This is a genomic window from Rheinheimera sp. 4Y26 (assembly GCF_025245835.1).
Taxonomy (GTDB): Bacteria; Pseudomonadota; Gammaproteobacteria; order Enterobacterales; family Alteromonadaceae; genus Pararheinheimera.
On record NZ_JAOBWS010000001.1, the window covers coordinates 440,824 to 454,214 of the forward strand.

The window sequence follows — 13,391 nt, forward strand, 5'->3', positions numbered from 1 at the left end:
TATGTCCAAAATAGCCCTTGCTTCTGCTTCCCCCCGTCGCCGTGAACTGTTATCCCAGCTTGGGGTTGAGTTTGAGCTGGTGCGTGGTGATATCGACGAAACTCAATTGCCCGGTGAAGCCGCCACCGACTACGTGCTGCGACTGGCCCGGCAAAAAGCCGCAGCCGGCCTGGCTGCCCAGCAAAGTGCCAGCAAATTGCCGGTGCTGGGTGCCGACACTATTGTGGTGGTGGACGGCGAAGTGCTGGGGAAACCTTTGGATCAAACCGACTTTTTACGCATGATGCGGTTATTGTCCAACCGGCAGCATCAGGTGTACACCGCCATTGCACTGGCAACAACAGAGCAAATCTGGTCGGACACTGTCAAAACCGAAGTGTGGTTTTGTGAATTGTCTGAGCAGCAGATGCTGGATTACTGGCACAGCGGCGAGCCGGCCGATAAAGCCGGTGGTTATGGCATTCAGGGGCTGGCCGGGCGTTTTATTCCCAAAATTGCCGGCAGTTATTTTGCGGTGGTCGGGCTACCCTTATACGAAACCGCACAACTGCTGACCAAGCTGCAGGACAACTGATGAGCGCAGAACTGTTATTAAACGTCACGCCAAGTGAAACCAGGGTGGCGCTGATTGAAAACGGCGTATTGCAGGAAGTGCATATTGAACGTCAGGCTAAACATGGCCTGGTTGGCAATATTTATATCGGCAAAATCAGCCGGGTATTGCCGGGCATGCAGGCTGCTTTTGTCGATATCGGCCTGGATAAAGCCGCCTTTTTACACGCATCTGACATAGTGCAGCGTGATGCCAACGACATTGAAATGAAAGTCAGTGCCGTCAAAGACATCCGCTTGTTGGTGCATGAAGGCCAATATTTGCTGGTGCAGGTGGTGAAAGACCCGCTGGGTACCAAAGGCGCACGGCTTACCACCGACATTACGCTGCCTTCGCGTTATCTGGTGTTTATGCCGGGTTCCCCTCATGTCGGTGTGTCACAGCGCATTGAAAGTGAAGAAGAACGTCAGCGGTTAAAAGACATAGTCAGCAGCTGCCTGGACGATGACAACGGCGGTTTTATTGTGCGTACCGCCGCCGAAGGCGCTTGTGAAGTCGAGCTGGTGCAGGATGCCCGCTTTTTGAAAAAGCTGTGGAGCAAAATTCAGAAACGCAAACAAAAACACCGCAAAGAAGCCATGTTGTATGAAGATTTAACTTTGGCTTTTCGTATTCTGCGGGATTTTGTTGGCAGTGACTTAGAGCGGGTGCGGGTGGATTCCAAACTGACCTATCAGGCGCTGCACGCTTTTACTGAAGAATTTGTACCAACCATGACGCCCAAGCTGGAATATTATCCGGGTGAAAGGCCGGTCTTTGATTTATTTGACGTGGAAAACGAGATTCAGCGGGCGCTGGATAGAAAAGTGCCACTGAAAAGTGGTGGTTATCTGATTATTGATCAGACCGAAGCCATGACTACCATAGACGTCAACACCGGTGCTTTTGTTGGCCATCGCAACCTCGAAGAAACCATTTTTAACACCAATATTGAAGCCACTCAGGCCATAGCGCGCCAGCTTCGGCTGCGCAATTTAGGCGGCATTATCATTATCGACTTTATTGATATGCAAAGTGAAGAACACCAAAAACGGGTGTTACACAGCCTGGAAGTAGCGCTGGCGCGGGATAAAACCAAAACCAATATTCATGGTTTTTCTGCCCTGGGTCTGGTTGAAATGACCCGTAAACGCACCCGCGAAAGTTTAGAGCATGTACTTTGCACTGAATGCCCGGTTTGTGATGGCCGCGGCACCTTAAAAACAGTGGAAACCGTTTGTTTTGAAATTTTGCGTGAAATTGTCCGGGTCAACCGCGCTTATGCCGCTGATAAATTTACTGTTTATGCGTCACCTGCTGTTAAGGATGCGCTCATTAACGATGAGTACCATAGCATGGCGGAACTTGAGGTATTTATTGGTAAACAAATCAGTGTGGTGATAGAGCCGCAGTACACCCAGGAACAATTTGATGTGGTGATGATGTAGTGCAAAAACTGCAGCGTTTTGCGTTTTTATGCCTGCACCATGGCTGGCCTTTGCTGGCTATGGCGCTGGTATTATTGGCCACAGTAGTCACACTGCTGCGTCTTGGCCTGCCTTACGCTGAAGGTTATAAAACCGATATTGAACAACTGATTGCCGAGCGCTACGGCGCCAAAGTGCAAATAGGCCAGCTCAGCGCCGGCTGGCAAAGCAGTGGCCCGGCTTTATTGCTGCAGCGCTTGGCAGTGCAGGATGGCAAGGGCCAACCCTTGTTGCAGGTGGGCGAAACCCGGATCCGGCTGGATTTTTGGGGCAGCCTCAGCAGTTTGTCACTTAAAGCCGAACATTTTGAACTCAGCGGCCTGAAGTATCAGCTCGACAGCCGGCAGTTATTAACGCAAAAAACCGACAACAGCAGCGACGAACCTTTACTCGGCGCTGTGGAACAACTGTTATTCCGGCAGCTGAAAAACTTTACCCTGGTCGACAGCGAACTGCGGCTGAAAAGTGAATTTACCCCCGATATTGTCATCGCCATTTCGCGGCTGGCATGGCGCAATGAAGGCCGCCGTCATCAAGGCTCAGGTGAAGTGGCTATTCATGGTGTGACCACTAACACCAGTTCTTTTGTACTTGATTTATATGGTGATTCTTTAGCAAAAAGCCGGGGCCAGTTGTATTTGTCCAGCCGTGAGCTGGACGTATTGCCCTGGTTTGAACAGCTGCTACCGCAAAGTAAAAAACTCAGCCGCGCCGATATTAACTTTCAGGCCTGGGGGGATATTGAAGCCGGCACCTTACAGCAAATTCAAATTCAGCTGGCGCAAAACCGCCTGGTATGGCGCCATGAAGGCAAAACGGAGCAGCTGAGTCTGGGCCAGGGCCAACTGTTGTGGCGGCCAACAGCAACAGGCTGGTTGTTGTCATCATCGGCCTTAACTTTGCAAAGTGGCGAACAAAGCTGGCACGATTTACAGCTGCAGCTGTCGCATGAACAAGGCGTTTACAGTGGCGCGCTGCAACAGTTTCAGCTGTCCGCCATGGTACCACTGGCGCGTTTATTGGCAGAAGATTTATCGGCGTTACAATCAATTCTGGCCTTTGAAGCCGACGCCAGATTAACCCAGCTGGCGCTGCGCCTGAGCGACAACGGCTGGTTTCTGGGCGGCGATTTTATTGATTTAACCTCAAAGCCGGTGGACGATGTGCCGGGGTTAACCGGCGTCAGTGGCCACTTTAGCGCCAGCAAAGATTATATCCGCCTTGATTTAACCGCCCAGGACGGTGAGCTGCGTTGGGGCGATGCTTTTAGCCGTGCCACCCCTTATCAGCAGCTGACAGGTCAGCTCGAAGTGGTGCAGCAGGACGGCCAGTGGCGGGTGCAAATTCCAAGGCTGGCGCTGCGTCACCCACAGCTGGAACTGGATGCCGAAATGGTGCTTGAGCTTGGTGACAAAGCCGGTATGACCTTGCTGGCTGAACTACGCTCTGTGCCGGTTGCCGACGCGCAGCACTATTTCCCGGTGCGGCATATGCCATCCTCTGTCATTGATTATCTGCGCCCGGCGCTTATCAGCGGCCATATTCCACATGCCAGGGTGTTGTGGCAGGGCGCTTTTGCCGATTTCCCTTATCGCGGTGGCGAAGGTAAGTTTCAGGCCTTAGCGCTGGTCGACAATGCTGAGTTTTCGTTTGATGCCAACTGGCCCGACATTAAACAGATGCGCGCTGAGCTGTTGTTTGAAAACGCCTCGATGTTGATCCAAAGTCAGGCTGGCTTGTTGTTTGAGCTGGAACTCAATGACGGTGTCACCGCCAGTATTCCGGATTTATTTCATGCCGATAACCTGTTGATTGATATTCAAACCCAGACCAGAGCTGAAGGAGTGACAGCGCTGATGCTGGCATCGCCACTCAGTAGCTCAGTGGGAGCCACCCTGGATTATCTTGGTGTGGATGGCCTGCTGGATGCCAAAGTCAGGCTGGATATTGGCTTAAAAGAAGCTGGTGTAGTGGCGCGTGGCGATGTCGACTTTTTTGCCAACAACCTGCATATCAAAGCCCCGGCAGTTGCGGTGGAGCAGGTTGAAGGACGGCTTAGTTTTATCAACGACCAAATCAGCAGTGAGCAGCTGAAACTGGTCAGTCAGGGCATTCCTTTGCTTGCCAGTTTAAAAGGTGCACAGCAGCAGGATGGTTATCAGCTGAATTTAACCGCCAAAGGTGAACATGAAACCGGCAAGCTGCTGGCGCTGGTGGCCGAACCCTGGCAGGAGCTTGGCACAGGTACGGCATTTTTTGACTGGCAGCTGGATATCAAGTTGCCGGATGAAGGTTTTACCTATCAGTCGACTGTGCTGGTGGATTTAGCCGCGGCTGAACTGCGTTTACCCGAGCCTTTTGGCAAAACACCGGCCGATGGCGCCACAGTGCTGATTGAAGCTAAAGGCAATCAGCAAGGCTCGGATATCACCCTCAAATATGGCGACGCTTTACGTTTTCTGGCACGGCTGGAGCAGGACAGCGGTCAAATCAGCGCAGCTTTATTAAGTCTGGGCCAGGCCAGTGCCCAGCTCAAACCGGGTTTTGAAATTGAACTGGATTTAGCCAAAGCCGACTTTGTGCCCTGGCTGAACTTGATTGAACAACAAATCAGTTCTGCCGGCGATGACAACAACATGCTGCCGCCTTTGTCGCTGGTCAGCGGCAAAGTGGCGGAGCTGCATTTATTTGATGACGTGTTTTTGCATAAAACCCGTTTTAACCTGACGCCGGCCAACGATCACTGGCTGCTTGATTTAACCGCCACCGAAGCCAAAGGGCAGCTCAAGCTGTTTCATGATCTGCAAACTCAGGGCATTCAGGCCAACTTAGAGCGACTGGCGCTGGTATTTGCCGATCAGGAAGCCAAAGACTTAGCCGCAGCTGAGTTAAAAGCAGCGCTGTTACTGGACCCGGAAAGTGCAGAAAAACCCGATTATGCCACGCTGGAAGCTGAAGCTTTTGCCAAACTGACGCCGATGAACTGGCTGACCGAGTTACCGCCGCTTGAAATCAGCTGTCAGCAATGCACCATAGGCCATTTCCGACTGGGGGAGCTGAAGCTGAAAAGTGTCAGTGATGGCCAAAGCTGGACGTTGCAAAGTTTTAATAGCAATTACCAGGGCCATCGCTGGGACATTCGCGGCCAGTGGCAGCGTGATCAGCACATAGGCCAGTCCAGTTTCAGCGGTAAGCTCAGCAGCCCGTCTTTTGGTCAGTTGCTCAGTGAATACGATATCAGCAGCAGTTTGGCCGGCAGCAAAGCAGAGCTGAGTTTTAGCGATGTGGCCTGGCAGGGCGCGCCATTTCAGTGGAACCGCCACAGTCTGAATGGTGAGCTCAGCTGGCAGTTTGGCGATGGTTCTTTGTCGGATGTCAGCGACGGCGGCGCGCGGATTTTTTCGTTGTTAAGTTTAGATTCGCTGGTGCGTAAGCTCAGGCTGGATTTTCGTGATGTGTTTGCCAAAGGTTTTTTCTTCAGCAAAATGAGCGGCAGCATGACGCTGACCGAGGGTGTGGCTTATACCAATAACACCGAAGTGATTGGCGCGGCCGGCGACATCGAGATGCGTGGTTTTGCCAATTTAAAAGCGCGGCAGCTGGATTATCAGATGAGTTTTTCGCCCAAAGTCACTTCCAGCATTCCGGTGATTCTGGCCTGGATGGTCAACCCTGTTTCTGGTGTAGCGGCTTATGCACTGGATGAAATGTTTCAGTCGGCGGAAGTCATTTCAAAAATTAATTTTACCGTGACCGGCGATTTGGATAACCCTGTGGTGACCGAAGTGAAAAGGGACAGTAAACAAATTACCCTGCCCAAAACCACACCTGAAGCGCCCAAACCATTATTGCCGGTTGACCCGGCCGCGCCTGTGCCGCTCAAAAGGGAGTTATTACAGGAGCAGCCTGCGGCCACCAATAACGACAGCTTTCAGGCCTTACCGCTGATGATAGAGGCGAAGCCGCAAAATCAGCCAGAAGCTCAGTCAGAAGCTCAGCCGGCAGCAGATGAACCTGTGATTGAGCCTTCAGAAGCACAGCAACACCAGAGTTACCAAAGCCAGCAGGAGCCAGCCGGATGAACCAGAGCCAGACCTCAGCGCACAAAGTGGCAACAACTCAGTGGCGGCTGGTGGCGCTGCAAATGTGTAGTCAGCCTGATGCACAGCAAAACCTTCAGGCGATTCGCGCGCAGTTGCAGGCACTTCCCCAAAAACCAGCAGGGCTACCACAGCTGGTGGTATTGCCCGAAGGTGCTTTATGTTTTGACGGTGCGGCCGATGCCAATTTACAGTTGCAGGAGCCGTTAGGTCAGGGCCAGCTGCAACAGCAGCTGGCAGCGCTGGCGGTAGAGTTTGACACTTATTTGCTGGTCGGTACCTTTCCAACCACCACCAGTGATGCGCAGCGTTTTGCCGCCAGCAGCCTGTTGTTTTCACCTGCTGGCGAGCTGGTGGCAGATTATCAAAAGCTACATTTATTTGATGCCGCAGTGGCCGATAGCACAGGCCGTTATCTGGAGTCAGCCAAAACCCAGGCCGGCGCTAAACTGACAGTGGCCGATTTAGGCGAGCTGAAGCTGGGGCTGGCCATTTGTTACGATATGCGTTTTCCGGGGCTGTTTCAGGCGCTTAGCAAAGCTGGCATGAATGTGCTGGCCTTGCCTTCTGCCTTTACCACAGTGACGGGCGAGGCACATTGGCATACACTGCTCAGAGCGCGCGCCATTGAAAACCAGAGTTTTGTCATAGCACCGGCGCAAACCGGCACTCATGCCAATGGTCGTCAGACTTATGGCCACAGTTTAATTATCGACCCCTGGGGTGTGGTGCTGGCCGATGCCGGTACTGCCGTGGGGGCAATCAGCGTTGATATTGATTTACAACAAGTTTTCAGTCTTCGTCAGCGGATGCCGCTGGCTGAGCATAACCGTTTTTTAAGTGAGCTTTTATGAATAATGCCGTCATTATGCAGACCGTTGAACAGAACCTGATTGAGGCCAGTGACTTAACTGCCGCCGATCTGAATCAGACTTTGGGTTTTCTGTTTTCACATCAGCTGGATTATGCCGATTTATATTTTCAGTCCAGCGTGCATGAATCCTGGGTGCTGGAAGATGGCCTGGTGAAAGACGGCTCTTTTAATATTGAACGAGGGGTGGGTGTACGCGCCATCAGCGGTGAAAAAACCGGTTTTGCTTATGCCGACGACATCTCTGCGGCTGCGTTAAAGCAGGCGGCCAGTGCTGCCCGGGGTATTGCTGCTGTGGGTCAGCAAGGCCAGGTGCAGGCGTTTAAAAAATCCGGCAACAGCCAGATTTACCTGCCGGTGGAGCCGCTGCAAAGCCTTGGTAACACTGAAAAAGTAGCGCTGTTACACCAGATTGAAGCTTTTATCAGAAGCCTGGATGCCAAAGCCGAACAGGTGATGGTGAGCCTGTCCGGTGTCTATGAAGAAGTGCTGGTGGCTGCCAGCGACGGTACTTACGCCTCTGATATCCGCCCGCTGGTGCGGCTGAATTGTTCGGTGTTATTAAACGACAATGGCCGGCGTGAACGTGGCGGCGCCGGTGGTGGTGGCCGTACCGACTACAGTTATTTTTCTGAGCTGGTAAACGGTGAACCCCGCTGGATGGGGTATGCCCGCGAAGCGGTGCGTCAGGCGCAGGTGAATCTGATAGCGGTGGATGCGCCGGCCGGTATGATGCCGGTGGTGCTGGGTTCAGGCTGGCCTGGTGTGTTGTTGCACGAAGCTGTCGGTCATGGCCTGGAAGGGGATTTTAACCGCAAAGGGGCTTCCACTTTTTCCGGCCGAATTGGTGAACAAGTGGCGTCCAAACATTGCACCATTGTCGATGACGGCACTTTGGCGCATCGCCGTGGTTCGATGAATATTGATGATGAAGGCACGGTGAGTCAGCATAACGTGTTGATCGAAAAAGGTATTCTCAAAGGTTATATCCAGGATAAACACAATGCCATGCTGATGAATGTGGCGCCGACCGGCAATGGCCGGCGTGAGTCTTTTGCCCATTTGCCAATGCCACGGATGACCAATACCTATATGCTGGCCGGCGACTATGAGCCGGAAGAAATTATCGCTTCGGTGAAAAAAGGCATTTATGCGCCCAACTTTGGCGGTGGTCAGGTGGATATTACCAGCGGTAAGTTTGTGTTTTCAGCCTCAGAAGCTTATCTGATTGAAGATGGCAAAATTACCACACCGATCAAAGGCGCTACCTTAATTGGTAACGGCCCTGAAGCGATGCAGCAGGTGTCGATGGTGGGCAATGATTTAGCGCTTGATACCGGGGTTGGTGTTTGTGGCAAACAAGGCCAGAGTGTGCCTGTAGGTGTGGGTCAGCCAACCTTAAAACTCGATGGTATGACAGTGGGTGGCACTGCCTGATTTGCCATGAGATGCAGCATAAAAAAGCCAGCTGTTGCTGGCTTTTTGCTGTTTGGTTCAGGTGCAGGCCTGGCGAACAAAAAAAGATGCCTGCAACCAGCCGCTGACAAAGCTGCACAGCTTTGCTGCTTAAGGCTGAGTTTTGTCCAGCTGCTGTTGTAACTGCAAAATTTCGCCGTCCAGAGATTTAATTTCAGTGTCGTAGGCCTGCACCACAGCGGCCATTTCCTGCGCCAGACTTTGCAGATAATTGGCGCCTGCCACTTCATTGTTTTTCACTGTCATTTGTTTGTCGCGGATGGCGTTCATTTCTTTATTACGTTCAGCAATTTTGTCTTCTTTCTTTTTCGTCAGCTGCTGAATTTTGCGTTTCAGTTGCCGCTGCTGAATATAAAGATCCACTTCATTCGGGTCTTTTTTTACCACCACATTCGGTTTGTTTTCCCGCTGTTGGCCCACTGTGGTGTAGTCGGTGGTTTGGGCGTCCTGACCACAAGGAGTTTGACTAAAGGTGGTGACACCGTCTTTTTCACATTTATACACAGCGGCTTGTGCACCTGGCAGGGCGCAAGCCAGCATAAAAGCCAAAACTTGAACTGGTTTCATAAATACAAACATCAGGGTTGGAGGTTAGATTGCTGGCGCCGAGTATGGCATATTCCGGTCTGGCGCTTAAGTTTTTTGTCTGGTTGCTGCCGGAACCGCCGTTATTTTTCCGGAATTTCGGGCGAAAAAAAGCGCGCAACAACGCCAACCTTTTGCCTAAGCAGGCTATTTCGCACATAATAGCCCGACTATAACAACGCAGAGACTTCCGTTATCTCGCTGTCAGCCGCAACCTGGCTGCATTATCCACGAGAACAGATCGCACTTATGTTACAAAATTTGCTGAACAAACGCCGTCTGGCGGCCTTATCCCGAACCGCTATTGATGCTGCTGCAGTGCAGGTATTTTGTTCTGCCACTGAATATAAAGAGCGGGTGCTGTCCCTGATAGCACAAGCGCGTCAGCGTATTGTGATCACAGCCTTGTATTTACAGGCCGATGAGGCCGGTGAACAAATTTTGCGGGCCTTGTACCAGGCCAAACAACAGAACCCGGCACTGGATGTGCGGGTGTATGTGGATTTTCACCGGGCCCGCCGTGGTTTGATTGGTCAAAGTGGCGGCCGTACCAATGCCGACTTCTACCGTGCTATTGCTGCTGAATATAAAGAACAAATTTTAATTTATGGTGTGCCGGTAAAAAAGCGCGAACTTTTTGGTGTGTTGCACTTAAAAGGTTTTGTGTTTGATGACAGCCTGTTTTATAGCGGCGCTTCACTGAACAACATTTATCTGGCTGAACAGCAGCGTTACCGTGCCGACCGTTATCTGCAGATCGACAATAAACAGCTGGCTGATGCATTTGCCGCCGGCCATCAGGAGGCTTTAGGCAATCTGGATGTAATTCAGAGTTTGCTGGCTCCGGAGCAGGACATCGCCCAGGCTTATAAAGGTGCACACCGCAGCTGGTTAAAACATGCCCGCAGTTGCCGTTATCCGCTTAAAGGTCAGTCGCAGCCCGGGCCATTAAATGCCAGCTTGCTGATGGGCATGGGACGGCTGAATAACCAACTGAATCAAAGCATTCTGGCGATGCTGGCGCTGGCTGAACGCGAAGTGTTAATTTACACCCCTTATTTTAATCCGCCGCCAGTGTTGGCCAAAGCGCTGCGCAAATGTTTAAAACGGGGAGTGAAACTTTGTATTGTGGTGGGTGATAAAACGGCCAACGACTTTTATATTCCACCGGAGCAAAAGTTTAACCGTATTGGTGGTTTACCTTATCTGTACGAAACCATTTTGCGCAAGTTTGTGAAAAACAACCAAAAATTCATTGATGCCGGTTTGCTTGATGTGCGGTTATGGCGCCATGAAGACAACAGTTATCACCTCAAAGGTATTAGTGTGGATGGTGTGCGGCATTTGTTTACCGGCCACAACCTGAACCCCCGTGCTTTTGCGCTGGATTTTGAAAACGGCATTCTGGTAGACGACGAGCTGGGACAGCTGCAGCCACAACTGCAGCATGAGCAACAGATTATTCTGGCCAATACCAGCATCATCCGTCATTACACCCAGATAGAAATGATGCGGGACTATCCCGAGCAGGTAAAAAAACTGCTCAGTAAAATCAAAGGGGTAGGCGTCGATTTAGTGTTAAAACGGCTGATTTAATCAGCCGTTTTTTTTGCTGCTGTTCTGGTGCTTGATGTTGTTGGCCTGTGTCGGGTTCCATGTTTTGTATTGGCCGTTTCAACACTCAGTGCTGCACTGCGGCTGATATTCTTTCAGTGAAGAAAAACAAAAAATAAGGACAATGATGTTGTTCGTTCAAAAACGCAGTGGATTCACCCGCCTGATGTTGTTGCTTGCTGTTTTTACTCTGCCGGTTCAGGCGGCACCTTTTGTGCCGGACCTTAAGGCGCTGCAGCAGGTATTGCAAGCCAAAGCACAGCAACCAGCCACAGCAGTTGCTTTGCTGGCGCAAGGCAATCAACTGCTGTGGAGTTATGGTTATCACCCACAGCAGACATTAACAGGTCAGCATCAGCTGGTGATTGCCTCCATCAGCAAACAAATGACCGCAGCTTTGGTGCTGCAGGCTGTAGCTCAGGAACGCTTGTCGCTGGATGCGCCTGTTGCCCACGTGCTGACAAAAGATGCAGCGCGACTTGGCACCATTACCACCCGGCAGTTGCTGAATCACACTTCAGGCGTTGGCACTGCCGGAGCAAAGCCTGGTCAGAACTTTCACTACAGCAATGAAGGCTATCAGCTTCTGGCCCAAGTGCTGGAAAGCATCTATGCCGAACCTTATGCCGCCCAGGCAGCGCGGTTATTTCAGCGTTGTCAGATGAGCGCCAGTTTTGCGCCCACAACGGCAATACCGGTTAGTTCCGCAGTGAAGCTGGTGACAGGGCAAGCCTTAGTAAACGGGCAATGGCGGGCGGTGAACCCGGATGCTTTTGCGCTGCAGAATGTGCCGGCCGGCGGTATTGTCAGTAGCGCTGCCGATTTAATACGTTGGCAACAATGTTTGTATAAAACCGACTTATTACCGGAATTTCAGCGTATGCAGCTGGTGGCATCCGGATCCAAACGCAACAATCATCGTTGGGGTGAAGTATTTTATGGTCTGGGGATACAAATTTTAAAGCAGGATCAGCTGCTGGAATGGAGCCATGGCGGTTATCTGCCGGGTTATATGCTGACCTTGTTATATTACCCACAGTTTGATCTGAGCCTGGTGGTGTGGCAGCCACAAAGTGGCGACGGCAAAAATCCGGCGCAGGATTTAGCCTTGCAGGACAAACTGCGTGCCGTGTTGCGGGCGCAGTTAATCTCGGCCAACACCAACAAAGCGCAAACTTCAGCAGGAGCCTTGTGATGCAACTGGCGATTTATCAGGTAGATGCTTTTACCAACCAACTCTTTAGTGGCAATGCTGCCGCCGTGGTGCCTTTAACTCAGTGGCTGGATGATGCAAAGCTGCTTGGCATAGCGCAGGAAAACAATCTGTCGGAAACGGCCTATTTGCTTGAGCTGGGTGATGGTCATTATTTTATCCGTTGGTTTTCGCCTATCACTGAAATTGATTTTTGTGGCCACGCCACTCTGGCGTCGGCTTTTGTGCTGTTTCAGTTAAAGCCTGAACTCACGGAGCTAAGGTTTAGCACCAAAGTTGTTGGCGATTTAACGGTCACAAAACAAGGCGACTGGCTGCAGATGAATTTTCCTAAGCGCCCAGCGCAGCCGGTAGCTGAGGTGCCTGCTGCTTTATTACAAGGTCTGGGTGTTGCCCCGCTGCAGATACTACGCAGTGAACAGGCCTGGTTTGCAGTTTATCAAGACGCTGCCACTGTTGCCGCTTTAATGCCGGATATGCAACTGCTTAAACAACTCGGCCCCTGGGATGTGGTGGTAACAGCGCCAGGCACTGGTTTTAAAGAAGGCCAATACGATTTTGTCAGCCGCTATTTTTGGCCGGCCAATGGTGGTGATGAAGATCCGGTGACAGGTTCTGTTCACGCTGGTCTGGCGCCTTATTGGGCGGCGCAGTTGGGGAAAACTGAGCTGCTGGCGTATCAGGCGTCCAAACGCGGTGGTGTGTTGCGCTGTCAGTTACAACAAGACAGAGTGCTGGTATCGGGGCAGGCGGTGTTGTATCTGCAGGGGCAAATTCAGATTTAGTTTCTGCACCGGAGCTTTAGCTGTTGATGGGGTGCTTGCCAATAAAAAACGCCTGAGCAATCAGGCGTTTTTTTATTGGCAGAGTGCAGGGCCTGTTGTTGCGTCTTGCAGCACGTAGCGGCCAGCCGCCTTGATTATTCTTCCAGAATAAAAGGTTTGATCAGCTGAAACAGCTCGCGGAATGCTTTTGGCGGCTGGTTTTTTTCCTGCTCTTTTTTGGCGTTACGAATAAGGGTGCGCAGCTGCTGTACATCCACCTCCGGATATTCGGCGACAAATTCAGTCAGGGCGTCGTTGCTGGCAATCAGCTTGTCACGCCAGTCTTCCACCAGATGGAATTTGCGGGTGGCGGCCTGATTGGTGTTACGCACCACAGCCAAAGCCCGTTGCAAAGGTTCCAAGTCGCGGGTGCGCATTAAGCGGCCGATAAACTGAATATGACGGCGTAATGCTTCATGTTTACGTACCAGCTTGTCAGCCAGTTGCAGCGCGTCCAGTAATTCGGCATCGAGCGGGAGTTTAGCGCGGTTGGCGGCACTTAAAGCAACCAGCTCTTCACCCAGCTCCTGCAGGGCCTGCATTTCTTTTTTGATCTGAGTTTTGCTTTTGCCTTCTTCGCGGTCCCAGTCGTCGCCATGGGTAAAATCGGTAATATCTGCCATAAGTCT

10 protein-coding genes are annotated in these 13,391 nt (G+C 51.6%); 8 read left to right on the forward strand and 2 right to left on the reverse strand.

The annotated features are described in order from the left end of the window. The first annotated feature begins 1 nt into the window (after position 1). Genes N3Z11_RS01870 through tldD form a run of 5 tightly spaced genes read left to right on the forward strand, consistent with a single transcriptional unit; the run spans position 2 to position 8,487 of the window. Positions 2-574, forward strand: coding sequence for a nucleoside triphosphate pyrophosphatase (locus N3Z11_RS01870; RefSeq protein ID WP_260655442.1), 573 nt, complete (start codon positions 2-4; stop codon positions 572-574). Further along, the gene (rng, locus tag N3Z11_RS01875; protein ID WP_260655443.1) at positions 574-2,040 is read left to right on the forward strand and encodes a ribonuclease G; all 1,467 of its coding nucleotides are present in this window, start codon (positions 574-576) and stop codon (positions 2,038-2,040) included. Before N3Z11_RS01870 ends, rng begins: the two co-directional genes overlap by 1 nt. Then, complete coding sequence (locus N3Z11_RS01880; protein ID WP_260655444.1) at positions 2,040-6,161, forward strand: YhdP family protein; 4,122 nt, start codon at positions 2,040-2,042, stop codon at positions 6,159-6,161. Before rng ends, N3Z11_RS01880 begins: the two co-directional genes overlap by 1 nt. Continuing rightward, positions 6,158-7,033, forward strand: a complete 876-nt coding sequence (locus tag N3Z11_RS01885; protein ID WP_260655445.1) for a carbon-nitrogen hydrolase family protein — start codon at positions 6,158-6,160, stop codon at positions 7,031-7,033. Before N3Z11_RS01880 ends, N3Z11_RS01885 begins: the two co-directional genes overlap by 4 nt. Positions 7,034-7,047: 14 nt before the next feature. Then, positions 7,048-8,487 (forward strand): metalloprotease TldD, encoded by a 1,440-nt coding sequence (gene tldD / locus N3Z11_RS01890; RefSeq protein ID WP_260655830.1) that lies wholly within the window; start codon positions 7,048-7,050, stop codon positions 8,485-8,487. 129 nt (positions 8,488-8,616) lie between these two features. Here the strand turns inward: tldD and N3Z11_RS01895 are convergent, their stop codons facing one another. Further along, positions 8,617-9,093: a DUF4124 domain-containing protein gene (locus tag N3Z11_RS01895; RefSeq protein ID WP_260655446.1), complete on the reverse strand. Its 477-nt coding sequence runs from the start codon at positions 9,091-9,093 to the stop codon at positions 8,617-8,619. 267 nt (positions 9,094-9,360) lie between these two features. Here N3Z11_RS01895 and pssA point away from each other — a divergent pair, with 267 nt between their 5' ends. The 3 genes from pssA to N3Z11_RS01910 all read left to right on the forward strand — a co-directional run bounded on the left by pssA (position 9,361) and on the right by N3Z11_RS01910 (position 12,723). Beyond that, complete coding sequence (pssA, locus tag N3Z11_RS01900) at positions 9,361-10,707, forward strand: CDP-diacylglycerol--serine O-phosphatidyltransferase (RefSeq protein WP_260655447.1); 1,347 nt, start codon at positions 9,361-9,363, stop codon at positions 10,705-10,707. 145 nt (positions 10,708-10,852) lie between these two features. Beyond that, positions 10,853-11,920 carry a serine hydrolase gene (locus N3Z11_RS01905; protein ID WP_260655448.1) on the forward strand — a complete coding sequence of 356 codons (1,068 nt, stop codon included), beginning with the start codon at positions 10,853-10,855 and terminating at the stop codon, positions 11,918-11,920. Further along, positions 11,920-12,723, forward strand: a complete 804-nt coding sequence (locus N3Z11_RS01910; protein WP_260655449.1) for a PhzF family phenazine biosynthesis protein — start codon at positions 11,920-11,922, stop codon at positions 12,721-12,723. Before N3Z11_RS01905 ends, N3Z11_RS01910 begins: the two co-directional genes overlap by 1 nt. A gap of 134 nt (positions 12,724-12,857) precedes the next feature. Here the strand turns inward: N3Z11_RS01910 and yjgA are convergent, their stop codons facing one another. After that, complete coding sequence (gene yjgA / locus N3Z11_RS01915) at positions 12,858-13,385, reverse strand: ribosome biogenesis factor YjgA (RefSeq protein WP_260655450.1); 528 nt, start codon at positions 13,383-13,385, stop codon at positions 12,858-12,860. Positions 13,386-13,391 lie beyond the last annotated feature (6 nt).